Origin of the sequence: Nocardioides halotolerans DSM 19273, from assembly GCF_000422805.1 — a bacterium.
Classification (GTDB): domain Bacteria; phylum Actinomycetota; class Actinomycetes; order Propionibacteriales; family Nocardioidaceae; genus Nocardioides; species Nocardioides halotolerans.
Genome location: NZ_KE383923.1, coordinates 1 through 24,229, shown reverse-complemented (window position 1 = coordinate 24,229; position 24,229 = coordinate 1). Strand labels below are relative to the sequence as shown.

The window sequence follows — 24,229 nt, the reverse complement described above, 5'->3', positions numbered from 1 at the left end:
CGTACGCCGCGGGTCAGCCCTCCGGGACGTCCACCACCGCGCCGGTGAGCTCGGCGAGCAGCACCGCGCCGGCCAGGTCCACCCGCGCGCCGGTCAGCGTCGCCGCACCGAGGTCGCTCCCACCGAGGTCGGCCCCGCGAAGGTCCGCGCCGGTCAGGTCGGCCTCGCGCAGCTCGACGCCGCCGAGGTTCGCCCCGCCGAGGTTCGCCCCGCGGAGGGTGGCCCCCACCAGGAGCGCCATCGACAGGTCGGCGTCCCGCAGGTCGACCCCGCTGAGGTCCTGCCCGGTGAGGTCGGCGCCCCGCAGCACCACGCCGCGCCACTGGCCGCCGCGCACGGTGATCGGCTTCAGGGTGCAGCGGGCGAACGTCGAGCCCGTCAGCTTGCAGCCGTCGAGGGTCGCGTCGAAGAAGCTCGTGTTGGTGAACGTGCAGCCGACGAACGCCGTCGCCTCGTGCACCGAGGCGTTGAGGCGGCACCGGTCGAAGACGCAGTCCTCGAAGGTGGCGCCCTTGGTGCTCGCCTCGGTCAGGTCGACCTCCACGAACCGCACGCCCTCGTGACGGACGTCGGCCAGCTCGTCGGCGTACCAGTCCTCGCCGTGGATCTCCGTCATACCTCGAACGTCCCGCCGCTGCGCCAGTACCAGCCGTCCTCGCGGGTGAGGAAGTCGTTCTCGACGAGGTAGCGGCGCAGCGCGGCGTGGTCGGGGTGGAAGCGGTTGAGCACCTCGTTGACCTCCGACTCCGGGTAGGTCTGCCCGGGCACGAACTCCTGCGCCAGGCGGTCGAGCACGGCCAGCAGCTTCGCGTGCTTGCTCGGGATCGTGTGCAGAGTCCCGTCCTCGGCGAAGAAGTTGCGGGCCACCCGCTCTGGGTCGGACACCGGACCGGTCGCCGCGTCGCTCATCGCGCCACGAGCCCCAGCAGCGGGCGCGGCCAGACGGCGGTCGCGAGCCCGCCCGCGACCGCGCGCTGCTCGAAGTGCAGGTGGCAGCCGTCGGGCGCCCCGCTGTCGGACACGCGTGCGAACACGTCGCCGCGGTGCACGGTGTCGCCCGGCCGCACGAAGACCTTGCGGGTGTGCCCGATCACGAGGTCCCAGCCGAGCTTGCGGTTGCGGAGCAGCACCGGGTTCTCGCCGTACGCCGGCCCGAGGCTCGCGTTGTCGATCACCTTGGCCCGGCGGGCGGCGTAGAGCCTGGTGCCGCAGGGCATCGCGACGTCGAGCCCGTGGTGGAACCCCTGGTCGCCCGGGCAGCGCGGGTCGTGGTCGTAGTAGGGCGCGCTGTTGCAGCCGAACGGGACCATGATCCGGTGCGCTCCGGCGTACCACGGCGAGGCGTAGTGGTGGCGGTCGCTGGAGTAGAAGACCCAGTCGGGGTCAATCGCCTGCGCGGGCGGCGCTCCCAGCCCGAGCACCGCCGCCAGAGCCACCAGCACCCCGAACGCGCGCACGACCCCACTCTCACACACCCCCGGCATGATGCTGGGGTGAGGTTCCGTGCCCTGCTCCTGCTCGCCCTCCTCGCCCTCGTCGGGTCGCTGGCCGGCTGCAGCGACGACGAACCCGAGTCGGACGGCGGGTCCGGCCTGCCGTCTCACGCGCAGCTGACGACCTACTTCGAGGCCATCACCGGCGCCGACGTCGACGAGCTCGCGAAGGTGCAGACCGACATCGCGGCCGAGGGCTCGCCTGCCCAGGACTACGCGGCGTACCTCGAGGAGTCGGCGCGCGCGGCCGACGACGCGGGCACGCCCGGTGAGCCGGTCGGCGTGGAGGCGGTCGACGGCGGCTTCAAGGCCTGCGCCGGGCCGTCCGAGGACTCCTGCGCGACCTGGTCGGACCTGCGCGGCCAGGACGGCAGGCTCGCCGACTTCACCGTCAACGGCACCGAGCTCGACGACCTCCTGGTCGACCTGGCCGACCAGCCGGCGATCACGTCACCGGGCCTCTACGAGGTCAAGCCCGACTGGGCCTACCTCCAGCCGCGCACCGGCACCCTGCTGGTCGTGTGCACGATCACCGCCTCCGACGTGCCGCTGTCGCCGAAGCCGGGCATCTACATCGCGGGCGACGCGATCGTCGACGGCGCGCAGGGCCAGGGTCCCGCGACCGTCGACGCCGGCACCAGCAGCCCCGTCGTGCTGGCCTTCCCTGACGCGCGGGACGTCTCCCTCGACGGGCAGGTCACCTTCGACCTGAAGATCGGCGACCGGGCCACCGAGTCGATCGGCTTCGGCCTGACGACGCCGGCAGCTTAGGACGCTGCCGCGAGCAGCCGCTCGCACTCCTCGACCAGGCGCTGCCGCAGGGGAGCGCCGCGCTCGGCGAACCCGCGCTGCGCTGCGGCGTACTGCTGCTTGCCCGCGGGCGTCTCGATGCGCACCGGCTCGTAGCCGAGCCCGGCGAGGTCGTACGGCGCCGCGCGCATGTCGAGCACCCGGATGTCGCGAGCCAGCTCGAAGCAGTCGGCGACCAGCTCGGACGGGACGAGCGGCGAGAGCCGGAACGCGTGCTTGTAGAGGTCCATCCCGGCGTGGAGGCACGCCGGCTGCTCGAACGCCGGCCGGTCGTGCGCGGCCGGGCTGATCGTGTTGAGCGGGCGGGCGGGCTCGGTGAAGAAGCGGTAGGCGTCGAAGTGCGAGCACGCGATGCGGTGCGACTCGACGACCTCGTCGGTGCCGGCCAGGCCGAGACGGAGCGGGTACGCCGCGTGGCGGGTCTCGCTCTCGCCGAGCCGGTAGACCATCGCCCACTCGTGCATGCCGAAGCAGCCGAAGTTGGCGGCGCGGGCGGCGGTGGCGACCAGCAGCGCGTGGATCCCGTCGATCAGGTCGCGCCGCGCGACGACGTCGTCCAGCGCGACCGGCGCGCCTGCTCCGGCCAGCGCGACGCCGTACCCGGGCCACCACCGGCGCAGCTGCGCAGGCCGGAACGAGTAGTAGGTGAACAAGAAGTCGTGGACGGGGTGCTTCAGCCCTTCGCGCCGACGGGCCAGGTGGTCACCGACCAGCCTGTCGACCCGCGCCTCGTGCGCCGCCGCCCGAGCGCGCCACGTCGCCTCGTCGAGGACGACCTGCTCGAGCACGGACACCGGCCAAGGATACGAACCGGCCCGGTCGGGTGCCTTCGCTGCGGAGGCTTCGAGGCTCGTCGCTGGACCCCTCGCACCTCAGCCACCGTGGGGCCGCCCCGCCGGTGGTTGAGGAGGTTGCGCAGCAACCGTCTCGAAACCTCTGAAGCCCGCGCTGGGAGGCGACCGCGGCCGGTGGCTTGGCCGCGCGGGGCAACCTGCCGGAGCGTCGCACCAGTCAGGGTGGTGTGAGGAAGACGTTGGTCGCGGTCAGCGTCGGGGCGTGCGTGGTCGCGATCGGCGGGCCGGTGTGGCTCGGGCGTACGCCGGACGCACCCGTCGGCGCGGCCGCCGACCCCCGACCGATCCACGTCACCGAGGTGCCGCAGACGGCGCCGCCGGCCGCGGCGACGACCCGGCCGCCGTTCGACCGCGGGGCGCGCTCGACGACGGACCCCACCAGCATCTGGGTGGTCGTCAACAAGACCCACCCGATCACGCCGTCGGACTTCAGGCCCGAGCTCGACATCGTGCGCGGCTACCAGGTCGCGCCGCCCGCAGCGCGCCCGCTCGGCCGGTTGCTCGACGCGAGCGACCGGCGCGGGCTGGGGTTGAAGATCGCCAGTGCGTTCCGCTCCTACGGCTACCAGCAGGGCGTCCACGCCGCCACCGCAGCGGCCCGCGGCGAGGCGGAGGCCGACCTGCGCTCGGCGCGGGCGGGCTACAGCGAGCACCAGACCGGCCTCGCCGTCGACCTGATCACGCCGGACGACCCGGGCTGCGACTTCGAGGCGTGCTTCGCGCGGACGCCGGCCGGCCGGTGGCTGGCGAGGAACGCGTGGCGCTGGGGGTTCGTGGTGCGCTACCAGCCCGACACGACGGCGATCACCGGCTACCAGCCCGAGCCCTGGCACCTGCGGTACGTCGGCAGGCCGCTGGCGCGGGAGCTGAGGGTGACCGATGTCCGGACCCTCGAGGAGTTCTTCGGCGTCGCGGGCGGCGACTACCCGAGCTGAACGGCGGGCTGCCCGGTCAGCTCGGCCACCACGTCGGTGACGACGTCCCACCGCTGCTCGCGGACCGAGGCGAACATGCTGGTGTACGCGTACGACCACCAGGGCGTCTCCCGCCCCGCGAGGTGGGCCGCGAAGTCGGCCTCCGGCACCGGCACGTAGGTGAGCCCGTGGGCGGCCGCGACCTCGTGCATCGAGAGCGACGCCGGCCCCGTGACGTCGTACGCCGCGGGCTCGGGCGCCAGCGCGCAGGCAGCCATCACCCGGCCGACGTCCTGGCGCGAGACCAGGCCGATGCGACCGTCGGCGGCGGGCAGCCGCATCTCGCCGTCGACGGCGGCCAGCCCGACGAGCGAGTCGAAGAACTCCGAGAAGATCGAGGCCCGCACGGCGGTGACCCCGACGTCGGTCGCCGCGAGCGCGGCCTCGGTCAGCGCGTTGACGCGGGCGTAGCAGAACGGCGAGTCGCCGTCGGCGTCCACGCTCGACAGCAGCACCACGTGACCCACCCCCTCGGCCGCGGCGGCCCCGACGACGTTGAGGTGGTGCTGGAGCACGCGGTCGGACTCGCCGTCGCTGCTCACCAGCACCAGCGTGTCCACGCCGGCGAACGCGCGAGCGAGCGCGGGCCGGTCGTCGTAGTCGGCCACCGACCGGGTCAGCGGCACCGGCTCGACACCGTCGTGGCCGTCCAGCAGGGAGCAGACCTGGCCGCCGAGCCGACCTCGGGCGCCGGTCACCGCGATGCGCGTCATGCCCCGATCATCCGCCGGTCACGGGCCACCACAGCATCGATAGGGTCGACGGGTGCGCATCGCCCGATTCACCGCCGGAGACGACCCCCAGTACGGCGTGGTCACCGGCGACCTCGACGACCAGGGCCAGCTCGACGACGACGCGGTCATCGTGGCCCTCGCGGGCGACCCGCTCTACGTCGGGATCAAGCTCCTCGAGGACCAGCACCACCGGCTCGCCGACGTCCGCCTGCTCGCGCCGGTGCTCCCGCGCAGCAAGGTGGTCGGCATCGGCCGCAACTACGCCGCGCACGCCGCCGAGCTGGGCAACGACGTGCCGGACGAGCCCCTGATGTTCCTCAAGCCCAACACCAGCGTGGTCGGCCCGGGTGACCCGATCTACTACCCGCCGCAGACCAGCGACCTGCACTACGAGGGCGAGCTCGCCGTGGTGATCGGGCGGATCTGCCGCGACGTGCCGCCAGAGCAGGCCACCGACGTGATCCACGGCTACACGATCGCCAACGACGTCACCGCGCGCGACCTCCAGAAGCAGGACTCGACGTGGACCCGCGGCAAGGGCTTCGACTCGTTCTGCCCGCTCGGGCCGTGGATCGAGACCGACCTCGACCCCGACGACTTCGACAAGGGGCGGCGCGTGCAGACCTTCCTCAACGGCGACGTGGTGCAGGACGGCAGCACCGCCGACCTGATCTTCGACATCCCGACGCTGATCGCAGCGGTCTCCAGCGTCATGACGCTGCTGCCCGGCGACGTGATCCTCACCGGCACGCCGGAGGGCGTCGGCCCCATGCAGGTCGGCGACGAGGTCGAGGTGGCGGTCGAGGGCCTCGGCTCGCTCACCAACACGGTGGCCGCGCGATGACCAGCGAGCGCCTCGAGGGCGTCCGGGTCCGGTTCTGCCCGTCGCCGACCGGCTCCCCGCACGTCGGCTTCGCGCGCACCGCGCTCTACAACTGGGCCTTCGCGCGCCACCACGGCGGCACCTTCGTCTTCCGCATCGAGGACACCGACAAGGAGCGCAGCACCGAAGAGTCCTACGACGCGATGCTGGGCGCGATGGAGTGGCTCGGGCTCGACTGGGACGAGGGTCCCGGCAAGGGCGGCCCGCACGCGCCGTACCGCCAGTCCGAGCGCGGCGACCTCTACCGCGACGTCCTGGCCAAGCTGGCCGGGTCGTCGTACACCTACGACTGCTACTGCACCACCGAGGAGGTCGACGCGCGCCGCAAGGCCTCCGGCTCCAAGGTGCAGGGCTACGACGGGTTCTGTCGTGAGCTCTCCGCGGAGCAGGTCGCGGCGTTCGGGGCCGAGGGCCGCAAGCCGGTCGTGCGGTTCCGCATGCCCGACGGCTCGATCACCTGGGACGACCTGGTGCGCGGCGAGATCACCTTCGAGACGCAGCACGTCCCCGACTTCGCGCTGTGCCGCGCGAACGGCGACCCGCTCTACACGCTGGTCAACCCGGTCGACGACGCGCTCATGGAGATCACCCACGTGCTGCGCGGCGAGGACCTGCTGTCGAGCACGCCGCGGCAGATCCCGCTGCACCGCGCGCTGGTCGACCTGGGCATCTCGACGGTCGTGCCCGAGTTCGGCCACCTGCCGTTCGTCATGGGCGAGGGCAACAAGAAGCTGTCGAAGCGCGACCCCGAGTCGCACCTGTTCCTCTACCGCGACCAGGGCTTCCTGCCCGAGGGGCTGCTCAACTACCTCGCCCTGCTGGGCTGGGCGATCGCCGCCGACCGCGACGTGTTCACGGTCGCCGAGATGGTCGAGGCGTTCGACATCAGGGACGTCAACCCCAACCCCGCCCGCTTCGACCTCAAGAAGGCCGAGGCGATCAACGCCGACCACATGCGGCTGCTGTCGGTCGAGGAGCTGACCCACCGCGTCATCCCGTTCCTCCAGGCCGCCGGGGTGGTGAGCGACCCCGTCTCCGACGCCGACGCGCAGCTGCTCGAGCTCGCGATGCCGCTGGTCGCCGAGCGGATGAACAAGCTCACCGAGGCCCCGCCGATGCTGGGGTTCCTCTTCACCGACGACGTGGAGCAGGTCGACGAGCTCGACGACGCCGGCCGCGAGGTCGTGCGCGCAGCCCACGAGGCGCTCTCCGCGCTGGCGACCTGGTCGACCGCCGACATCGAGGCCGCACTTCGCGAGACCCTGGTGGACAAGCTCGAGCTCAAGCCCCGGGTCGCGTTCGGCCCGGTCCGCATCGCGGTGACCGGCCGCAAGGTCTCGCCGCCGCTGTTCGAGTCGCTCGAGCTGCTCGGTCGCGACCGCTCGCTGGCGCGGCTGTCCGCGGCCACCTCGGCGTGAGCGACCGATGGAGGGCGTGAACTACCACCTCGTCCAGCGGCTCGTGGGGCGCTGGGCCGCCTGGCGGCCGATCCTCGGCCTGGTCGTGGGTGTGCTGCTGATGATTGCCGCGCAGCTCGCCCTGCTGATCGGGTTCGTCGTCGTCTTCGTCGCGCAGGGCGCCGACGTGGGCGACCGCGTCGAGGCCCTGAGCGACACCTCCCACGTCACTCCCAGCCAGCTGGCCTACCTCAACCTCTCCCTGGCGGCGGCGATCCCGGTCGTGCTGCTGGTGACGTGGGCGCTGCACCGGATGCCGCCGGGATGGGTCTCGTCGGTCGTCGGCCGGCTGCGGTGGCGCTGGATGGCGGTGACGTTCGGGCTGGCGTTCGTCGCGCTGCTGGCCACCGTCGTCGTCGGCTCGTTCGTGCCTGCCGCGGGCGACCCGGCCGACTCCTCGGGCGGGGTGAACAGCTGGACCGACACCACCCGCGACTTCGTGATCGTCATCGTCCTGCTCACCCCGCTGCAGGCAGCGGGGGAGGAGTACGCCTTCCGCGGCTACCTCACCCAGGCGTTCGGCGGGCTGTTCCGCAGCCGGGTGGCCGCCGTACTCGTGCCGGCGGTGCTGTTCGCGCTCGCCCACGGCGCCCAGGACCCGCCCGTCTTCGTCGACCGGCTCGCCTTCGGGATCGTGGCCGGTGTCCTGGTCATCGCGACCGGCGGGCTCGAGGCCGGCATCGCGATGCACGTGCTCAACAACTTCCTGGCCTACGGCTTCGCACTGGCGTTCAGCGACATGACGACCGCGCTCAACCCGACGGGCGGCAGCTGGTGGACCCTGCCGACGACGCTCACGCAGTCGCTGGTCTACCTGGCGCTCGCGATCTGGGCGGCCCGGCGGATGGGCGTGCGGACCGCTGTCGACCGGCAGGCCCCGAACGTTTTGGAGGGCTCCGAACCGCGCGTGTAAGGTTTCTCCTCGGTCCGGAGCCGGTGGGAAACCACCTCGGCAACCGGGCCGAACACCAGTAAGACAGTGGGATATGGTGTAATTGGCAGCACGACTGGTTCTGGTCCAGTTAGTCTAGGTTCGAGTCCTAGTATCCCAGCGAGATCGCGGCCGGCGCCGGTCGCGATTGGTGCGTCCGGGGGGCTCCCAGTAGAGTTCCGCAGGTTGCGCCAGCAACACCTGCAGTGCGAGCCCCCGTTGTGTAGCGGCCTAGCACGCCGCCCTCTCAAGGCGGTAGCGCCGGTTCGAATCCGGTCGGGGGTACCAACGAGAAGAGCCGGTCCGGCAGCGCGTCAGCGCTGAGGACCGGCTCTTCTCGTTGGTGGACCAAGTGCGGATGGCACCCGGCGCGAGGCGCCGACGCGGCGCACGTGGCACCCGACTGCGCGACCTCCCGACGGGGACGCAGCCGAGCCCGGCACCCCCACGAAGGTGCCGGGCTCGTGTCGTGAGGCTGCGTGAGCCTCAGGCGGCGATCACGCCGAACGTCGCCGCAACGCCGCGTCGGTCAGGACGGGCGGCGCGTAGCCGCGGTCGGCTTCGTTGATCGTGGTGCCGGGCGGGACGATCTCGTCGATCCGGTCGAGAACGTCCTTCGAGAGCGAGACCTTCACGACGTCGAGCTGCGACTCGAGGTGCTCCATCGTGCGCGGTCCGATGATCGCCGAGGTGACCGCCGGGTGCTCCAGCACGAACGCCAGCGCGAGGTGGACGAGCGAGACCCCGGCCTGGTCGGCGAGGTCCTGGAGCTGGTGCACCGCCTCGAGCTTGAGCGCGTTCTCCGGCAGCGACGGGTCGTGCCGCGCCGGCTGCCGCTCGAGGCGGCTCGACTCGTGGGTCGAGGCCTCGCCGCGGCGGTAGCGCCCCGACAGCCAGCCGCCCGCGAGCGGGCTCCACGGCAGCACGCCGAGGCCGTACTTCTGCGCGGTGGGCAGCAGGTCGCGCTCCACCTCGCGGGCGAGGATGGAGTACGGCGCCTGCTCGGTCACCGGGCGCTCGCGGTGCCGGCGCTCGGCGACCCACTGGGCCTCGACGACCTGCGAGGGCAGGAACGTCGTCGTGCCGATGTAGCGGACCTTGCCGGCGTGCACCAGGTCGGAGAGCGCCGAGAGGGTCTCGTCGATGTCGGTCTCGGGCCGCGGCCGGTGCAGCTGGTAGAGGTCGATGTGGTCGGTGCCGAGCCGGCGCAGCGACTCCTCGACCTCGCGGATGATCCAGCGCCGCGAGTTGCCCTGGGCGTTGGGGTCGTCGTCCGACATCGCCCCGTGCACCTTTGTCGCGACGATCACGTCGTCGCGGCGCCCGGCGAGCGCCTTGCCGACGATCTCCTCGGACTCGCCGCGGGAGTAGACGTCGGCGGTGTCGATGATGTTGATGCCGGCGTCGAGGGCCCGGTGGATGATCCGGATCGAGTCCTCGTGGTCGGGGTTGCCGATCCTGCCGAACATCATCGCGCCGAGGGTCAGCGGACTGACCTTGAGCCCGGTGGTGCCGAGCAGTCGGTACGACGAGACGTCGATGGTCATGAAGCAGCCTTCCTGTCCTGGGTGTCGATGGCCTCGTGGTCGTCCTCCACTCCGAGCTCGGCGAGGAGCCTGGTGCGCAGCGAGGCGAAGCGCGGGTCGCCCGGGGAGCGACGCTCCCCGAGGTCGATGTGGATGTCGGAGGAGACGACGCCGTCGACGAGCACGATCACCCGGTCGGCGAGCACGATCGCCTCGTCGACGTCGTGGGTGACCAGCAGCACCGACGGCCGGTGCACGGCGCACAGCCGCTTGAGCAGGATGTGCATCCGCATCCGGGTCAGCGCGTCGAGCGCTCCGAACGGCTCGTCGGCGAGCAGCAGCTCGGGGTCGCGCACCAGCGAGCGCGCCAGCGCAGCCCGCTGCTGCTCGCCGCCCGAGAGCTCGTGCGGCCAGGAGCGCTCGCGGCCGGCGAGCCCGACCTCGGCCAGCGCCTCCTCGCCCCGCCGCCGCGCGTCGCGCCCGCGGAGCCCGAAGGCGACGTTGTCGAGGATCCGCCGCCACGGCAGCAGTCGCGAGTCCTGGAACACGACCGACACCCGGTCGGGCACGTCGATCGAGCCGTGGCCGGCGACGTCGCGGTCGAGCCCGGCCAGCGCCCGCAGCAGCGTGCTCTTGCCGCTGCCGCTGCGGCCGATCAGAGCCACGAACTCGCCCGGAGCGATGTCGAGGTCGAGCCCGTTGAGGACCCCACCCGCCTCGTTGAAGCTGCGGTGCAGCCGCTCGACCCGTACGGCGGTCCGGTCCTCCAGCTGCCCGGTGGTCAGCCCAGCGTCCGTCGCCATGCCAGCGCCTTCCTCTCGATGGTGCGGACCAGGCCGTCGGCGGCGAGGCCCAGCAGTGCGTAGACGACCAGGCCGACCACGATGATCTCGGTCTGCCCGTAGCTGGACGCCAGGTGGATCATGTAGCCGATGCCGCTGGTCGCGTTGATCTGCTCCACGACCACGAGCGACAGCAGCGCCGTCGTGACCGCGAACCGCATGCCGAGCAGGAAGCCGGGCATCGCACCAGGCAGCACGATGTCGCGGATGAACTGCGGGCGCCCGATGTCGACGGTCTCCGCCAGCTCGGCGTAGCGGCCGTCGATGGTCCGGAGGCCGTTGTGGGTGTGGATGTAGACGGGGAGCATCACCGCGAGCGCGATCGTGACGATCTTCATCTCCTCGGTGATGCCGAGCCAGAGCACGAGCAGCGGAAGCAGCGCGAGGGTCGGGATGGCGCGCTTGACCTGGATCGGGCCGTCGATGACGGCCTCGCCCACCCGGCTCAGCCCGGAGACCAGCGCCAGGAGCGTGCCGATCGCCGTCCCGAGGCCGAGCCCCGCGAAGGCGCGCACCGCGGAGGTCTGCAGCGCGTCCTGGAGCCGGCCGTTCTCGATCAGGTCGCGGGCCGTCTCCACGACCACCCACGGCTCGGAGAGCGTGCGCGGGTCGAGCCGTCCGGTGGCCGACAGCAGGCACCACAGGCCGACCAGGAGGAGCGGCCCGATGGCGAGCGAGAACGGGATCCGCTTGCCCGGCCCGAGGCGGCGGCGTACGACGCGCTTGTCGACGACCGGGCCGGCGGAGGCGGCGGTGGGACGTTCGAGGAGCGTCGTCATCAGGCACCAGCCCCCAGCGCGTCGGCGATGATCTCCTCGTAGCGGCGGTCGTAGAGAGCGCCGACGTCGAGCTTCGGGTGGTCCTGCTCCTCGGCGAGCAGGTCGGCGGTCTCCTGGTGCCGGGCGATCGTCTCGTCCCACGAGGCCGGCAGCTCGAGCTGACCGGTCTGCGCGATCACCTTGAGGCCGTCCTCGAGGGTCAGCCCCTCGTGGTCGACGTAGAACGCCTGGGCGTACTCCTCGGGGTGCTCGTTGATCCACTGCTTGGCCTTGGCCCACACCACGACGTACTTCGCGAGCGCGGCCGCCTTGCCGGCGTCTTCCGTCGTCTCCTTCGGTGCGTAGAGCAGGCTCTGGTCGTCGCGGATGCCGGTCGGGATCGAGGTGCCGCCGTCGCTGCCGTACTTCGCGAGATACGACGTGAGGAGCGTGCCGCCCAGCGGTGCGACGTCGACCTGCTTGCTGCCGAGCACGTTGACGTAGACGTCGTCGACGCTCTGGATCTCGACGAGCTCGACGTCGTCCTGGCTCAGCCCGGCCGCGTCGAGCGCGCGCAGCACGAGCGCGCCCTGCGCCTGCCCGGGGGAGTAGGCGATCTTCTTGCCCCTGAGGTCGTCGAGCGACGACACGTCGACTCCCGGCGCGACGCCGAGCTCGTAGACGGGGTGGTTGGTCGCGTCGACCCGGTTGGTGGTCGCCACGATCGTGATGTCGGTGCCGGTCCACTGCGCGAACAGCGGCGGGATGTCCTGGGCGGAGCCGACGTCGATCGCGTGGGCGCGGAAGGCGTCGAGCGTCTTGGGGCCGCCGCTGATGTTGGCCCACTCGACCTCGACGCCCTCGTCCTCCAGCTCCTCGTCGAGCCCGGCGGCCTCGATCGCTGTCTGCGTGGCCGGGTCGCCGACGCGGAGCACGGTGCCGCTGGGCACCGTGTCGGGGATCGTCGCGTCGGCCCCGAGCTTCGGGCCGTCGGAGCCGGACGCGCTGTCGCACGCCGTCAACGCGGCGAGGCCGAGGGTGAGCACGGCCGCAGCTGCGGCGGCGCGTGGGGCGAGACGTTGCTTCATCACTCTCCTTGGAGGAGCTCGGGGATGCTTCATCGGCTGAACTAGTGTAAAACTACCAACACACTAGACATTAGCGGAAAGGCGTCCACCCGATGAGCAACCCGACCCGTCACGACCACGATCACGACCCCGAGTTCCTCTGGTACCTCCCCAACACCGTCGAGCCCGGCCACCGCGGCGACACCGGCACCGCCGACGACGGCTACGGCACCCTCGACTACCAGGCGGGCCTCGCCGGGCTGGTCGAGGACCACGGCTGGGCGGGTGCGCTGCTCGGCACCAGCTGGGGCCGTCCGGACACGTTCACGGTCGCGACCGCGCTCGTGGCGCGCACGACGACGTTCAACCCGCTGATTGCGATCCGTCCGGGCTACTGGCAGCCCGCGCACTTCGCGTCGGCCGCGGCCACCCTCGACCAGCTCTCGGGCGGCCGGGTGCGGGTCAACATCGTGTCGGGGCAGGACAACCTGCACCAGTACGGCGACGTCGAGGGCGACCAGGCGCACCGCTACGCCCGGACCAAGGAGTTCATGCGCCTGGTCCGCCGCCTGTGGACCGAGGAGGACGTGACGTTCGAGGGCGAGCACTTCTCGGTCAGGGACTCGACCGTCTCGCCACGCCCGGTCGCGCGGGAGGGCCGGCCGCACCCGCGGCTCTACTTCGGCGGTGCCTCCGAGGCGGCCGAACGGGTGTCGGCCACCGAGTCCGACGTGCAGCTATTCTGGGGCGAGCCGCTGGACGGCGTCGGCGAGCGCATCGAGCGGCTGAAGGGTCTGGAGCAGTCACTGGGCCGCGACCTGCCACCGCTGGAGTTCGGGCTGCGCATCACGACGCTGGTGCGTGACACCACCGAGGCTGCCTGGCGCGACGCCGAGGCGAAGGTCGCGCGGATGGCCGAGCAGCAGCACGGCGACGGCGCCTCGCAGCGGCTCTTCCAGCGCAGCGGCTTCAAGGCGACCGGCCAGCAGCGGCTGCTCGACCTCGCCGAGCGCGGCGACGTCCTCGACACCTGCCTCTACACCGCTCCCGGTCGGTACGGCGGTGGCGGCGCCGGCACCACCTGGCTCGTGGGCTCCGCCGAAGACGTGGCGCACGCCCTGCGGAGGTACCAGGAGCTCGGTGTCAGCCACTTCGTGCTCTCCGACACGCCGTACCGCACCGAGATCGGCCGGGTCGGCGACTCGGTGCTCCCGCTGCTGCGCGGGGAGGAGCTGGTCAGCCGGGCGGGCTGAGACCGGCGTACGGACGCCACGGCCTCAGCGTGGAGCCAGGCTCAGGCGCAGAGGCCGTTGGCGTCCGACTCCTGCTCCCCGCCGGAGGGGGTGGCGTCGGGCGTCGTCGGCGGCGATGCCGGAGCGCCGGACGTCGTGCCCGGGTCGGAGCCTGACGCCGCGCCGGAGCCGGCCGGCGTGCCGGGCGGCTTGTCCGCCGAGATCGCTTCTTCGCGGTACTTCTTCGGCAGCGGCTGGTCCTCGAGGATGACCTTCCAGAGGCCCTTGGCCGACGCCGACCACTGGAGGCGGTTGGGGTCGGGCGGGTACTCCTCGAACGGCACCGTGATGAACGAGATGTTGTCGAGGTCGGTGCGTCGGAACTCCCATGCCAGGTGCACCAGCCCGCTCAGCGAGCTCAGGCCGGGGTCGGTGACGATCGAGCCGGTCGCGGCCTTGAGGAAGTTGTAGACCCGGCTCGGCCGGGTGAGGGTGCCGGCGCTCACGACCTTGTTGATCATCGAGGCCATGAACGCCTGCTGCCGCTTCATCCGGCCGATGTCGGCGTTCGGCGTGGAGGAGCGCTCGCGCACGTAGTCGAGCGCCTGCTGCCCGTCGAGCTCCTGGGTGCCGGCCTCGAACGTGATGCCGTGCGCGCTGTCGTCGACGGCCTCGGGGATGCAGACGGTGACGCCGTGCACCGCCTCGACCATGTCCTTGAACCCGTTGAAGTCGAGCGTGACGTAGTGGTCGATGTAGATGCCGGTCAGCTCCTCGACCTGGGCCACGGTGCACGTCGCCCCGGCGAGGGAGTACGCCGCGTTGAACATGTCGAGCTCCGCGCCCGGCACGGTCTCGCCGTCGGGACCCTCGCAGTCGGGTCGCCGGACCATCGCGTCGCGCGGGAGCGAGACGCCGTAGACGGTCTTCCGGTCGGCCGAGACGTGCACGAGGATCGTGGTGTCGGAGCGCTCGCCGATGTCGGTCTGGCCGTCGATGTCGTTGCCGGCGCCGGCGCGGGAGTCGGAGCCCATCACGAGGATGTCGAGCGGGTCGCCGCCGATGTGGTGGTGCTTCTTGGTCTTGTGGTCGATCGGGTCGCCGGTGATGAAGTTCTTGTCGAGCTTGCCGTAGGCGACCGAGATCACCACGCCGGTGACGACGGCGACCACGAGCTGGGTGACGACGATGACGAGCGCGACGGCACGCCGCTGCCCGCGCTCCAGCCGCACCCCTGCCACGCTCGAATCGTGGCAGACCCGGTCAAGCGACCGGCCGCGCAGGGGCTCTGAACTGCGGGAACGACGCCCGAGTGGCCGTGTCCGATTCCCGCGAGAGATTGTCGGCGCCGTGCGTCAGGATGGGTGCATGAGCAGCGAGCCCCGCCACCTGGACCAGGAGTCCTGCTACCGCGCGGTGAAGTCGCGCGACCGGCGCTTCGACGGTGTCTTCTACACCGCGGTGCGGACCACCGGCATCTACTGCCGGCCGTCCTGCCCGGCGCGCACGCCGGCGTTCCACAACGTCACGTTCCACCCGAGCGCCGCCTCCGCGCAGGCCGCCGGCTACCGCGCCTGCAAGCGGTGCCTGCCCGACGCCACGCCCGGCAGCCCTGACTGGGACGTCGCCGCGACCGCGGCCGGCCGCGCGATGCGCCTCATCGCCGACGGCGTCGTCGACCGCGAGGGCGTCGAGGGGCTGGCCCACCGGGTCGGCTACACCCCGCGCCACCTCACCCGGCTGCTCACCGCCGAGTTCGGTGCCGGGCCGCTGGCCCTGGCCCGCGCCCGCCGCGCGCAGACCGCGCGGGTGCTCGTCGAGACGACCGACCTCGGCTTCGCCGACGTCGCGTTCGCGGCCGGCTTCTCGAGCATCCGCCAGTTCAACGACACCGTGCGCGAGGTCTACGCCGCGACGCCCACCGAGCTGCGCGGCGGCCGGCGCGGCTCGCCCACGCAGGGCACGGTCACGATGCGGCTCGCCGTCCGCACGCCGTTCGCCGGCCGGGCGCTGCTCGACTTCCTCGCCTTCCACGTCGTGCCGGGGGTCGAGGCCGCCGGGCCGGGCTGGTACGCCCGCACCCTCGACCTGCCCCACGGCCCCGGCACCGTCCGCATCGAGCTCGGCGACGCACCGGCGACCGGCCAGACGGCTTTCGTGACCGCGGAGTTCCGCCTCCACGACCTGCGCGACACCGCAGCGGCGGTCGAGCGCGCGCGCCGGCTGGTCGACGCCGACTGCGACCCGGTGGCGGTCGACGACCAGTTCCTCGGCGACCCCGTCATCGGGCCGCTGGTCCGCGCCACCCGCGGGCTGCGGGTGCCCGGCCAGGTCGACGGCGACGAGACCGCCATCCGCACGGTCGTGGGCCAGCAGGTCTCGGTCACCGGCGCCCGCACCGTCACCGGTCGGCTGGTGGAGGCCCACGGCACGCCGGTCGAGACCGACCTGCCCGGCCTCACCCATCTCTTCCCGTCCGCCGCGACCCTCGCCGAGGTCGACCCCGAGACGCTGCCGATGCCGCGCTCGCGCGGTCGCGCGCTCACCGGCCTCGCCGCAGTGCTGGCCTCCGGCGAGGTCGCCCTCGACCGGGGCGCCGACCGCGACGACGTCCGGGCCGCGCTCGTCGCGCTGCCCGGCATCGGGCCGTGGACCGCCGACTACGTCGCCATGCGCGCGCTCGGCCACCCCGACGTCTTCCTGCCCACCGACATCGGCGTCCGCAACGCGATCGCCGGCCTCGGCCACGACCCAGCTGCGGTCATCGCCGACGACGGGCGCTGGCGGCCCTGGCGTTCCTACGCGCTCATGCACCTCTGGAACACCCTCATGCCCGCACTTCCCACCGCACGCCCCACCGCACGTCCCACCGCACGTCCCACCGCACGTCCCAGCAAGGAGCACTGACATGTCCTGGACCGTCATCGACAGCCCCGTCGGCGAGCTGCGCCTCGTCGAGCAGGGCGGAGCCCTCACCCAGATCGAGTTCACGCCGTTCCGCGACCACGACGGCCGCCCGCGCGGCCGGCGCGACGACGACCAGCCGGTCCTGGTCGAGGCAGCCCGCCAGCTGCGTGCGTACTTCGAGCGCGACCTCAAGGAGTTCGACCTCCCACTCGCCCCGGTCGGCACCGACTTCCAGCAGCGGGTCTGGAAGGAGCTGTGCGAGATCGGCTACGGCGAGACCTCGTCGTACGGCGAGCTCGCCCACCGCCTCGGCAAGTCCAACGCCGCCTCGCGCGCCGTCGGGCTCGCCAACGGCCGCAACCCGATCCCGATCGTGATCCCGTGCCACCGCGTCATCGGCGCCAACGGCACGCTCACGGGCTACGCCGGCGGCGTCGACCGGAAGCAGACACTCCTCGAGCTCGAGCAGGACGCGCTGTTCTGAGCGTGCTGCTGGCTGACCGCTGAGCGGGCTGGGGTCGGGGTGGCGGTCAGTGGGCAACCCGTCCGACAGTAGAAGGTCGGACCCCGGTTGCTGGCTGACCGCTGGGCGGGCTCGGGTCGGGGTGGCGGTCAGTGGTCAACCTGGCTTGACATGGTGGGCCGGTCCGGGGTTGCAGGCTGACCGCTGGGCGGGCTGGGGTCGGGGTGGCGGTCAGTGGGCAACCCGTCCGGCAGTAGAAAGCTCGGACCCGGGTTGCTGGCTGACCGCTGGGCGGGCTGGCGTCGGGGTGGCGGTCAGTGGGCAACCCGTCCGACAGTAGAAGGTCGGACCCGGGTTGCTGGCTGACCGCTCACCGGCAGGTCACTCCGGCCGCACGAGTGCGAGCGCCGACTACGCAGAGTCCGCGGCCGCGGCCCGGCGCAACGACTCCGAGAGCCGCTCGGCGGCCGCGAGCACGGCCGGCGCGTGCATGCGGCCGGGCTGGCGCGAGAGCCGCTCGAGGGGGCCGGAGACCGAGACCGCGGCGATGATCTTGCCGCTGGGGGAGCGGACCGGCGCTGAGACCGAGGCGACGCCCTGCTCGCGCTCGCCGACCGACTGGGCCCAGCCGCGGCGGCGGATGCCGGAGAGGGCGGCCGCGGAGAAGGCGGCGTTCTGGAGGCCGCGGTGCATGCGCTCGGGGTCCTCCCACGCGAGCAGCACCTGCGCGGCCGAGCCGGCCCGCATGGTCAGCTGGGAGCCGACGGGGATCGTGTCGCGCAGGCCGGAGGGGCGCTCGGCGGCGGCGACGCAGACGCGGATGTCGCCCTGGCGGCGCCAGAGCTGGGCCGACTCGCCGGTGATGTCGCGCAGCCGGGCGAGCACCGGGCCGGCGGTGGCGAGCAGGCGGTCCTCGCCGGCGGCGGCGGACAGCTCCGCGAGGCGCGGCCCGAGGACGAAGCGGCCCTGCATGTCGCGGGCGACCAGGCGGTGGTGCTCGAGGGCGACCGCGAGGCGGTGCGCCGTCGGCCGCGCGAGCCCGGTGCCGGCGACGAGCCCGGCCAGCGTGGCCGGCCCCGCCTCGAGGGCGGTGAGCACGAGCGCGGCCTTGTCGAGCACCCCGACGCCGGAACCTCCACTGCCGGAACTGTCCATATCGCAATACTGCCGTCTCAGATCATGGGATGCAAGGTCTATAGTCGATGGCCGTCAGTGGAATGGGTCACGAGGGAGTGGTCATGGGCAGGACGTTGGCCGAGAAGGTCTGGGACGAGCACGTCGTACGGTCGGCGCCGGGGGAGCCCGACCTCCTCTACATCGACCTGCACCTCATCCACGAGGTGACGAGTCCGCAGGCGTTCGAGGGTCTTAGGCTGAGCGGTCGCACCGTGCGCCGCCCCGACCTCACGCTCGCGACCGAGGACCACAACGTCCCGACCCTCGACTGGGACAAGCCGATCCAGGACCCCGTCTCTCGCACCCAGGTCGAGACGCTGCGCCGCAACGCCGAGGAGTTCGGCGTCCGGCTGCACCCGCTCGGCGACCTCGACCAGGGCATCGTCCACGTCGTCGGGCCCCAGCTCGGGCTCACCCAGCCCGGCATGACGATCGTCTGCGGCGACAGCCACACCAGCACGCATGGCGCATTCGGCGCGATCGCGTTCGGCATCGGCACCTCGGAGGTCGAGCACGTGCTCGCGACCCAGACGCTGATGCAGGCGAAGCCGAAGACGATGGCGGTGACGATCAACGGCAGCCTGCCCGCGGGCGTCACCGCGAAGGACCTCGTGCTCACGCTGATCGCGCACACCGGCACCGGCGGCGGCCAGGGCTACATCGTGGAGTACCGCGGCCAGGCCATCGAGGAGCTCTCGATGGAGGCCCGCATGACGGTGTGCAACATGAGCATCGAGTGGGGCGCGAAGGCCGGGCTGATCGCACCCGACCAGACGACCTTCGACTACCTCGAGGGCCGCCCCGAGGCGCCGACGGGCGCGGAGTGGGACGCCGCGCTGGCCTACTGGCAGACGCTCGTCACCGACCCCGACGCGGAGTACGACGAGGAGATCGTCCTCGACGCTGCGACGATGACGCCGTTCGTCACGTGGGGCACGAACCCCGGCCAGGGGGTGCCGCTGGGCGCGAGCGTCCCGAGCCCTGACGACTTCGAGGAGCCGCAGGACCGCGTCGCCGCCGAGAAGGCGCTCCAGTACATGGCGCTCGAGGCCGGCACCCCGATGCGCGACGTCAAGGTCGACACCGTCTTCGTCGGCTCCTGCACCAACGGCCGGATCGAGGACCTGCGGCTCGCCGCCGAGATCGTGAAGGGCCGGCGCGTCGACAAGGACACCCGCCTGCTCGTCGTGCCCGGCTCGGTGCGAGTCCGGCTCCAGGCCGAGGACGAGGGCCTCGACGTGATCTTCAAGGAGGCTGGCGCGGAGTGGCGCGGCGCGGGCTGCTCCATGTGCCTCGGCATGAACCCCGACACCCTCGAGCCCGGCGAGCGGAGCGCGTCGACGTCCAACCGCAACTTCGAGGGGCGGCAGGGCAAGGGCGGTCGCACCCACCTGGTGTCGGTGCCGGTCGCTGCGGCCACCGCCATCCGCGGCACGCTCTCGTCGCCCGCCGATCTCGAGCCCGTGCGAGAGGAGGCCTGACATGGACGCGTTCACCTCGCACACCGGCGTCGGCGTGCCGCTGCGCCGCAGCAACGTCGACACCGACCAGATCATCCCGGCGGTCTACCTCAAGCGGGTCAGCCGCACCGGCTTCGAGGACGGGCTGTTCGCCGCGTGGCGCAACGACCCCGACTTCGTGCTCAACCGACCGGAGTACGCCGCGGGGTCGGTGCTCGTCGCGGGTCCCGACTTCGGCACCGGGTCGTCGCGCGAGCACGCCGTGTGGGCGCTGATGGACTACGGCTTCCGCGTCGTCATCTCGCCGCGCTTCGGCGACATCTTCCGAGGCAACTCCGGCAAGGCCGGACTGCTCGCGGCGCGCGTCGACGAGAAGGTCGTCCAGCGGCTGTGGGACTTCCTCGACGACAACCCCGGCGGGCTCATCACCGTCGACCTCGACTCGCGCACCGTGCGCGCCGGTGACGGCATCGACGCGATCGAGGACTCCTTCGACATCGACGACTACACGCGCTGGCGACTGCTCGAAGGACTCGACGACATCGGCATCACGCTCGGCCACGAGGACGACATCAGCTCGTTCGAGTCGCGTCGTCCGTCGTACAAGCCGCAGACCATCCGCGGCTGAGCGACGCGCCCCCGGCGAGAGGTCGCAACGCGTCCGTCGCCGGCGGCGAGTGTGCCGCTTTCCCAAGCCCGCTTGGGAAATCGCGACCGTCAACGACCTGACGACGCACTCCGTTGGTCGTCAGACTTCATCCGCGTGCCGACGCGACCACGATGTCGCGACCGCGTCTCGCACGTCGCGAGCGGTCTGGAACGCCCGAAAAATATGGCGATAGGTGCGGCGTGGTGATTGTGACCGACGCTCGTTCTTCCTAAGTTGCCCTACATGAACCGGAGCACCGGTTCCGTTTCAAGTAGCAACATCCGAAAGGAAGCTCGTGAACAAGAATCAGCTCATCGAGGCGCTCGCGGCTCGTTACGACGGCAACAAGAGGGCCGCTCGTCACGCGCTCGAGTCCGTGCTCGACACCATCACTCGTGAGGTGGCCAAGGGTGAGAAGGTGGCCATCACGGGCTTCGGTTCCTTCGAGAAGCGAGTCCGCAACGCCCGCATGGTCCGCAACCCGCGCACCGGCGAGCGCATCAAGGCCAAGGCCACGTCGGTGCCGAAGTTCACCGCCGGCCAGGACCTGAAGAACATCGTCTCGGGCGCGAAGAAGCTCCCGCAGCTCACGCTCGAGACCGCTGCGCCGGCCCGGGTCGCGGCGGCTGCCTCTCCGACGAAGAAGACCACGACCAAGAAGACTGCGAAGAAGGCGGCGAAGAAGGTGGCGAAGGTGGCAAAGAAGGCAGCGAAGAAGGCTCCGGCGAAGAAGGCCGCGGCCAAGAAGGCTCCGGCCAAGAAGGCCGCGGCCAAGAAGGCTCCGGCCAAGAAGGCCGCCGCCAAGAAGGCACCCGCGAAGAAGGCTGCGGCGAAGAAGGCTCCGGCGAAGAAGTCGGCCGCGAAGAAGGCGCCGGCGAAGAAGTCGGCCGCCAAGAAGGCACCCGCGAAGAAGTCGGCCGCGAAGAAGGCTCCGGCGAAGAAGTCGGCCGCGAAGAAGGCACCCGCGAAGAAGTCGGCCGCGAAGAAGTCGACGGCGAAGAAGACCGCGAAGAAGAGCTGACCCAGCACCACCCGGACGGGCCGCCTCCTACAGGGAGGCGGCCCGTTCCGCTGTTCGTGGGCCGACGCCGAGGGCGAGCGCGTCGTCGAGGTCCTCGAGGTCGTCGACGTCGCGGCGCAGGCGCGGCAGCGGCGCGGTGATGGCCCGCGCGCCGGTCGCGTCGTGCGTCAGCGCCGAGCCGGGCCCGAACCGCGGGTCGAACGCGTCGTGGCCGGCGGTGTAGAGCGTGGTGCCGAGCCCCTGTGCGTCGGCGACGTACGCCGCCTCGCCCGGGCGCACCGCACCGAGCGCCTCGTCGAGGTCTGTCGCCCGCACGGCGGGCAGGTCGGCGGTGAGCGCGACCGGCACGAGGTCGGGCCAGCGCCGTCGCGCCTCGGCCGCCGACTGGCGCAGCGTGCCGTTGAGGTCCATCGCGACGCCGTCGGGGATGGTGACCGCGCCCAGGCGGGCCAGCTCGACCGAGAACGACGCGTCGTCGGTCGCGACCAGCACCTCGGCGACCAGCTCCGAGGCGACGCAGGCGGCCACGGTGTCGAGCGCGAACGCCGCGGCGAGCTGCCGGCGTGCGTCGTCGGCCAGCCCCACGAGTCGCGACTTGCCGAGTGCCGGCGGCTTCACCGGGACCAGCGCGACGTACCTCGTCATCGCGGGCGATCCTCTCAGCCGGTCAACCACTAGCCTGTCGCGGGTGAAGGTGCGGCGGTTCCAGGAGGACAGGATGGGCTGGGCGTGGACGCTCGGTCTCGTGGTCATCAAGCCGCTCCTCCTGCTGACCACGAAGCGGCGGTGGATCGACGGCGAGAAGATCCCGGCGACGGGCGGCGCCCTCGTCGTGGCCAACCACATCTCCGAGGTCGACCCGCTGATCGTGGCGCACATCGTGTGGGACCACGGCCGGATCCCGCGCTACCTGGCGAAGGCCGGGCTGTTCAAGAACAAGTTCCTCGGCTTCTTCCTGCGCTCGGCGGGGCAGATCCCGGTCGAGCGAGCCACGAAGAACGCCGCCGGCGCGTTCGACGCCGCGGTCGCGGGCGTCCGCGCCGGCAAGTGCCTCGTCGTCTACCCCGAGGGCACGCTCACCCGCGACCCGGACCTGTGGCCGATGGTGGGCAAGTCGGGCGCGGCGCGCATCGCGCTCGAGACCGGTGCCCCCGTCGTCCCGCTCGGTCAGTGGGGGGCGCAGGCGCTGCTGGCGCCGTACGCCAAGAAGCCGAGCCTGTTCCCGCGCAAGCTGATCACCATGAAGGTGGGCGACCCCGTCGACCTCGCCGACCTGACCGGCGACACGTCGCCGGCGGCGGTTACGGAGGCGACCGCGCGCATCATGGCCGCGGTGACCAGCCTCGTGGAGGAGGTCCGCGGCGAGACCGCGCCTCCGGAGCGCTTCAACCCGCGCACCGCCGGTGTGAAGGAGTTCGGCAACCCCCACAAGGACGGACGGAAGGGCAGGCACCAGTGAGCAAGGTGGCGGTGTTCGGCGCCGGGTCGTGGGGGACGGCGTTCTCGATCGTGCTCGCCGACGGCGGCAACGACGTGACGCTCTGGGCGCGGCGCGAGGAGGTCGCCGCGGCGATCAACGACGAGCGCGAGAACGTCGACTACCTGCCGGGCATCGAGCTGCCGTCCGCCGTCACCGCGACCCACGACGTCGAGAAGGCCGCGCACGACGCGGACATCGTGATCTTCGCGACGCCGTCGCAGACGTTCCGGCAGAACCTCGAGGAGTGGGCGTCGTTCCTCGAGCCCGACGCGGTCCTGGTCTCGCTCATGAAGGGCGTCGAGCTCGGCACCCTCAACCGGATGAGCGAGGTGATCGCCCAGGTCACCGGTGCCGGACCGGACCGGATCGGCGTCATCAGCGGTCCCAACCTCGCGAAGGAGATCGCCCGCCGCGAGCCCGCGGCGTCGGTCGTCGCGTGCGCCGACGAGGACGTCGCGAAGCACCTCCAGGACCGCTGCCACTCGCCGGCGTTCCGGCCCTACACCTCCGTCGACGTGCTCGGCTGCGAGCTCGGAGGTGCCTACAAGAACGTCGTGGGCCTCGCGGTCGGGATGGCCGTCGGCCTCGGCTTCGGCGACAACACCACCGCGTCCGTCATCACCCGCGGCCTCGCCGAGACGGCCCGCCTCGCCACCAAGCTCGGCGCCAACCCCCTCACCCTGATGGGGCTGGCCGGCCTCGGCGACCTCGTGGCCACCTGCTCCTCGCCGCTCTCGCGCAACCGCACCTTCGGCGAGAACCTCGGCAAGGGCATGAGCACCGAGGAGATCATCGCCTCGACCCGACAGGTCGCCGAGGGAGCCAAGTCGTGCGCGTCGCTGCGCGCGCTCGCCGAGCGCACCGGCGTCGACGCCCCGGTCGCCCAGATGGTCGACGACGTGGTCGCCGGCCGGATGACGGCCACCGAGATGATGGACGCCACGCTCTCGCGGGAGACCAAGGCCGAGATGGAGTAGCCACCGACCGCTGGTCGAGCCCACCGCAGCCGTGGCACCCGGCCCGCCCACCGCTGGTCGAGCTTGTCGAGACCTCCGCAGCGGTGGCACGCGCTGGACCGAGGTCGGTTGCTTCCCAGCCTCGGCGTGCGAGGTTTCGAGACGGTCGCTGCGCGACCTCCTCAACCGACGACGAGGGTCGCTGCGCGACCTCCTCAACCACCGACGACGAGGGTCGCTAGCGCCTGTCGCGAAACCTCCGCAGGGAGGGCACTCGGCCCGCCCACCGCTGGTCGAGCTTGTCGAGACCTCCGCAGCGGTGGCACGTGAATCGCCCTGGGTTTGCTGGAGGCTCCATCGTTTGGGAACGAGGATGGAGTTATGCCGAGGGACATCACGCCTGGGAAGCCGAGCACGAGGCGGTACAGCCAGGAGGAGAAGGACGCGGCGGTGCGGATGGTTCGCACTCTGCGGGCGGAGTTGGGCACCGATATCGGGACGATCGCGCGGGTAGCTCGTCAACTCGGCTACGGGCTGGAGTCGGTGCGGGCCTGGG

At 71.9% G+C, this 24,229-nt stretch carries 26 protein-coding genes and 2 tRNA genes; 16 read left to right on the top strand and 12 right to left on the bottom strand.

From position 1 onward, the window contains the following. Positions 1–13 precede the first annotated feature (13 nt). The 3 genes from G514_RS0114800 to G514_RS29335 are packed head-to-tail and all read right to left on the bottom strand — an operon-like array spanning position 14 to position 1,457. Positions 14–616, bottom strand: coding sequence for a pentapeptide repeat-containing protein (locus G514_RS0114800; RefSeq protein WP_028652389.1), 603 nt, complete (start codon positions 614–616; stop codon positions 14–16). Continuing rightward, a complete protein-coding gene (locus G514_RS0114795; protein WP_028652388.1) occupies positions 613–909 on the bottom strand; it encodes a DUF2087 domain-containing protein in 297 nt (98 codons plus the stop codon). Before G514_RS0114795 ends, G514_RS0114800 begins: the two co-directional genes overlap by 4 nt. Next, positions 906–1,457, bottom strand: coding sequence for a M23 family metallopeptidase (locus tag G514_RS29335; RefSeq protein WP_028652387.1), 552 nt, complete (start codon positions 1,455–1,457; stop codon positions 906–908). The genes G514_RS0114795 and G514_RS29335 overlap by 4 nt, the downstream gene beginning before the upstream one ends. 36 nt (positions 1,458–1,493) lie before the next feature. Between G514_RS29335 and G514_RS0114785 the strand changes: the two genes are divergently transcribed. After that, positions 1,494–2,264 (top strand): hypothetical protein, encoded by a 771-nt coding sequence (locus tag G514_RS0114785; RefSeq protein ID WP_028652386.1) that lies wholly within the window; start codon positions 1,494–1,496, stop codon positions 2,262–2,264. On the opposite strand, the gene G514_RS0114780 is transcribed toward G514_RS0114785, so the two are convergent. Then, on the bottom strand, positions 2,261–3,097 hold the full coding sequence (locus G514_RS0114780) for a hypothetical protein (protein WP_028652385.1): 837 nt from the start codon (positions 3,095–3,097) through the stop codon (positions 2,261–2,263). The genes G514_RS0114785 and G514_RS0114780 overlap by 4 nt on opposite strands. Before the next feature lie 227 nt (positions 3,098–3,324). Here G514_RS0114780 and G514_RS26915 point away from each other — a divergent pair, with 227 nt between their 5' ends. Next, positions 3,325–4,092, top strand: coding sequence for a M15 family metallopeptidase (locus tag G514_RS26915; protein WP_169576444.1), 768 nt, complete (start codon positions 3,325–3,327; stop codon positions 4,090–4,092). Here the strand turns inward: G514_RS26915 and G514_RS26910 are convergent. Continuing rightward, complete coding sequence (locus G514_RS26910) at positions 4,080–4,844, bottom strand: NAD(P)H-binding protein (RefSeq protein ID WP_051247504.1); 765 nt, start codon at positions 4,842–4,844, stop codon at positions 4,080–4,082. The genes G514_RS26915 and G514_RS26910 overlap by 13 nt on opposite strands. Positions 4,845–4,896: 52 nt before the next feature. Here G514_RS26910 and G514_RS0114765 point away from each other — a divergent pair, with 52 nt between their 5' ends. From G514_RS0114765 to G514_RS0114745, 5 genes are all read left to right on the top strand, one after another. Then, the gene (locus tag G514_RS0114765) at positions 4,897–5,709 is read left to right on the top strand and encodes a fumarylacetoacetate hydrolase family protein (RefSeq protein ID WP_028652384.1); all 813 of its coding nucleotides are present in this window, start codon (positions 4,897–4,899) and stop codon (positions 5,707–5,709) included. Next, positions 5,706–7,166, top strand: coding sequence for a glutamate--tRNA ligase (gene gltX / locus G514_RS0114760; RefSeq protein WP_028652383.1), 1,461 nt, complete (start codon positions 5,706–5,708; stop codon positions 7,164–7,166). The genes G514_RS0114765 and gltX overlap by 4 nt, the downstream gene beginning before the upstream one ends. Positions 7,167–7,173: 7 nt before the next feature. Next, entirely contained in the window at positions 7,174–8,118 is a 945-nt protein-coding gene (locus G514_RS26905; RefSeq protein ID WP_036564953.1) for a CPBP family intramembrane glutamic endopeptidase, read from the top strand. A gap of 67 nt (positions 8,119–8,185) precedes the next feature. Continuing rightward, positions 8,186–8,257, top strand: a tRNA-Gln gene (locus tag G514_RS0114750). Positions 8,258–8,348: 91 nt separating this feature from the next. Continuing rightward, positions 8,349–8,424 (top strand) — tRNA-Glu (locus G514_RS0114745). Between the two features lie 209 nt (positions 8,425–8,633). Here the strand turns inward: G514_RS0114745 and G514_RS0114740 are convergent. Genes G514_RS0114740 through G514_RS0114725 form a run of 4 tightly spaced genes read right to left on the bottom strand, consistent with a single transcriptional unit; the run spans position 8,634 to position 12,350 of the window. Beyond that, positions 8,634–9,683, bottom strand: a complete 1,050-nt coding sequence (locus G514_RS0114740) for an aldo/keto reductase (RefSeq protein WP_028652382.1) — start codon at positions 9,681–9,683, stop codon at positions 8,634–8,636. After that, positions 9,680–10,465: an ABC transporter ATP-binding protein gene (locus G514_RS26900; protein WP_036564950.1), complete on the bottom strand. Its 786-nt coding sequence runs from the start codon at positions 10,463–10,465 to the stop codon at positions 9,680–9,682. The genes G514_RS0114740 and G514_RS26900 overlap by 4 nt, the downstream gene beginning before the upstream one ends. Then, positions 10,444–11,283: an ABC transporter permease gene (locus G514_RS0114730; protein ID WP_028652381.1), complete on the bottom strand. Its 840-nt coding sequence runs from the start codon at positions 11,281–11,283 to the stop codon at positions 10,444–10,446. Before G514_RS0114730 ends, G514_RS26900 begins: the two co-directional genes overlap by 22 nt. Beyond that, complete coding sequence (locus tag G514_RS0114725) at positions 11,283–12,350, bottom strand: ABC transporter substrate-binding protein (protein ID WP_028652380.1); 1,068 nt, start codon at positions 12,348–12,350, stop codon at positions 11,283–11,285. The genes G514_RS0114730 and G514_RS0114725 overlap by 1 nt, the downstream gene beginning before the upstream one ends. Before the next feature lie 92 nt (positions 12,351–12,442). Between G514_RS0114725 and G514_RS0114720 the strand changes: the two genes are divergently transcribed. Continuing rightward, a complete protein-coding gene (locus G514_RS0114720; RefSeq protein ID WP_028652379.1) occupies positions 12,443–13,582 on the top strand; it encodes an LLM class flavin-dependent oxidoreductase in 1,140 nt (379 codons plus the stop codon). 41 nt (positions 13,583–13,623) lie between these two features. Here G514_RS0114720 and G514_RS26895 read toward each other — a convergent pair whose 3' ends face one another. Then, entirely contained in the window at positions 13,624–14,802 is a 1,179-nt protein-coding gene (locus G514_RS26895; RefSeq protein ID WP_157544831.1) for an LCP family glycopolymer transferase, read from the bottom strand. A gap of 127 nt (positions 14,803–14,929) precedes the next feature. On the opposite strand from G514_RS26895, the gene G514_RS0114710 reads away from it, so the two are divergent. Together G514_RS0114710 and G514_RS0114705 are read left to right on the top strand one after the other, a co-directional pair. Beyond that, positions 14,930–16,468, top strand: a complete 1,539-nt coding sequence (locus tag G514_RS0114710) for an Ada metal-binding domain-containing protein (RefSeq protein WP_036564948.1) — start codon at positions 14,930–14,932, stop codon at positions 16,466–16,468. Between the two features lies 1 nt (position 16,469). Further along, positions 16,470–16,952, top strand: a complete 483-nt coding sequence (locus tag G514_RS0114705; protein ID WP_028652377.1) for a methylated-DNA--[protein]-cysteine S-methyltransferase — start codon at positions 16,470–16,472, stop codon at positions 16,950–16,952. 390 nt (positions 16,953–17,342) lie between these two features. Here the strand turns inward: G514_RS0114705 and G514_RS0114700 are convergent, their stop codons facing one another. Next, the gene (locus tag G514_RS0114700) at positions 17,343–18,086 is read right to left on the bottom strand and encodes an IclR family transcriptional regulator (protein ID WP_028652376.1); all 744 of its coding nucleotides are present in this window, start codon (positions 18,084–18,086) and stop codon (positions 17,343–17,345) included. A gap of 83 nt (positions 18,087–18,169) precedes the next feature. Between G514_RS0114700 and leuC the strand changes: the two genes are divergently transcribed. From leuC to G514_RS29900, 3 genes are all read left to right on the top strand, one after another. Further along, positions 18,170–19,588 carry a 3-isopropylmalate dehydratase large subunit gene (leuC, locus tag G514_RS0114695; RefSeq protein WP_028652375.1) on the top strand — a complete coding sequence of 473 codons (1,419 nt, stop codon included), beginning with the start codon at positions 18,170–18,172 and terminating at the stop codon, positions 19,586–19,588. 1 nt (position 19,589) lies between these two features. Then, a complete protein-coding gene (leuD, locus tag G514_RS0114690) occupies positions 19,590–20,195 on the top strand; it encodes a 3-isopropylmalate dehydratase small subunit (RefSeq protein ID WP_028652374.1) in 606 nt (201 codons plus the stop codon). Between the two features lie 316 nt (positions 20,196–20,511). Continuing rightward, complete coding sequence (locus G514_RS29900; RefSeq protein WP_028652373.1) at positions 20,512–21,237, top strand: HU family DNA-binding protein; 726 nt, start codon at positions 20,512–20,514, stop codon at positions 21,235–21,237. Between the two features lie 27 nt (positions 21,238–21,264). Here G514_RS29900 and cofC read toward each other — a convergent pair whose 3' ends face one another. Further along, positions 21,265–21,882 (bottom strand): 2-phospho-L-lactate guanylyltransferase, encoded by a 618-nt coding sequence (cofC, locus tag G514_RS0114680; RefSeq protein WP_028652372.1) that lies wholly within the window; start codon positions 21,880–21,882, stop codon positions 21,265–21,267. Between the two features lie 43 nt (positions 21,883–21,925). Between cofC and G514_RS26890 the strand changes: the two genes are divergently transcribed. The 3 genes from G514_RS26890 to G514_RS30350 all read left to right on the top strand — a co-directional run. Continuing rightward, positions 21,926–22,696 (top strand): lysophospholipid acyltransferase family protein, encoded by a 771-nt coding sequence (locus G514_RS26890; RefSeq protein WP_245582228.1) that lies wholly within the window; start codon positions 21,926–21,928, stop codon positions 22,694–22,696. Beyond that, positions 22,693–23,694 (top strand): NAD(P)H-dependent glycerol-3-phosphate dehydrogenase, encoded by a 1,002-nt coding sequence (locus tag G514_RS0114670; RefSeq protein ID WP_028652371.1) that lies wholly within the window; start codon positions 22,693–22,695, stop codon positions 23,692–23,694. Before G514_RS26890 ends, G514_RS0114670 begins: the two co-directional genes overlap by 4 nt. Positions 23,695–24,054: 360 nt before the next feature. Then, positions 24,055–24,229: transposase (locus G514_RS30350; RefSeq protein ID WP_036564943.1), on the top strand; the 175-nt coding region annotated here is incomplete at its 3' end.

Excerpts from the sequence above, each read along its gene's own strand:
- G514_RS0114730 (WP_028652381.1), bottom strand. The coding sequence starts at position 11,283 with ATGACGACGCTCCTCGAACGTCCCACCGCCGCCTCCGCCGGCCCGGTC.
- G514_RS0114710 (WP_036564948.1), top strand. The coding sequence starts at position 14,930 with ATGAGCAGCGAGCCCCGCCACCTGGACCAGGAGTCCTGCTACCGCGCG.
- G514_RS0114705 (WP_028652377.1), top strand. The coding sequence starts at position 16,470 with ATGTCCTGGACCGTCATCGACAGCCCCGTCGGCGAGCTGCGCCTCGTC.
- G514_RS26900 (WP_036564950.1), bottom strand. The coding sequence starts at position 10,465 with ATGGCGACGGACGCTGGGCTGACCACCGGGCAGCTGGAGGACCGGACC.
- G514_RS26905 (WP_036564953.1), top strand. The coding sequence starts at position 7,174 with ATGGAGGGCGTGAACTACCACCTCGTCCAGCGGCTCGTGGGGCGCTGG.
- G514_RS26910 (WP_051247504.1), bottom strand. The coding sequence starts at position 4,844 with ATGACGCGCATCGCGGTGACCGGCGCCCGAGGTCGGCTCGGCGGCCAG.
- cofC (WP_028652372.1), bottom strand. The coding sequence starts at position 21,882 with ATGACGAGGTACGTCGCGCTGGTCCCGGTGAAGCCGCCGGCACTCGGC.
- G514_RS0114725 (WP_028652380.1), bottom strand. The coding sequence starts at position 12,350 with ATGAAGCAACGTCTCGCCCCACGCGCCGCCGCAGCTGCGGCCGTGCTC.
- G514_RS0114740 (WP_028652382.1), bottom strand. The coding sequence starts at position 9,683 with ATGACCATCGACGTCTCGTCGTACCGACTGCTCGGCACCACCGGGCTC.
- leuC (WP_028652375.1), top strand. The coding sequence starts at position 18,170 with ATGGGCAGGACGTTGGCCGAGAAGGTCTGGGACGAGCACGTCGTACGG.
- G514_RS0114795 (WP_028652388.1), bottom strand. The coding sequence starts at position 909 with ATGAGCGACGCGGCGACCGGTCCGGTGTCCGACCCAGAGCGGGTGGCC.
- G514_RS0114720 (WP_028652379.1), top strand. The coding sequence starts at position 12,443 with ATGAGCAACCCGACCCGTCACGACCACGATCACGACCCCGAGTTCCTC.
- G514_RS0114700 (WP_028652376.1), bottom strand. The coding sequence starts at position 18,086 with ATGGACAGTTCCGGCAGTGGAGGTTCCGGCGTCGGGGTGCTCGACAAG.
- leuD (WP_028652374.1), top strand. The coding sequence starts at position 19,590 with ATGGACGCGTTCACCTCGCACACCGGCGTCGGCGTGCCGCTGCGCCGC.
- gltX (WP_028652383.1), top strand. The coding sequence starts at position 5,706 with ATGACCAGCGAGCGCCTCGAGGGCGTCCGGGTCCGGTTCTGCCCGTCG.
- G514_RS0114800 (WP_028652389.1), bottom strand. The coding sequence starts at position 616 with ATGACGGAGATCCACGGCGAGGACTGGTACGCCGACGAGCTGGCCGAC.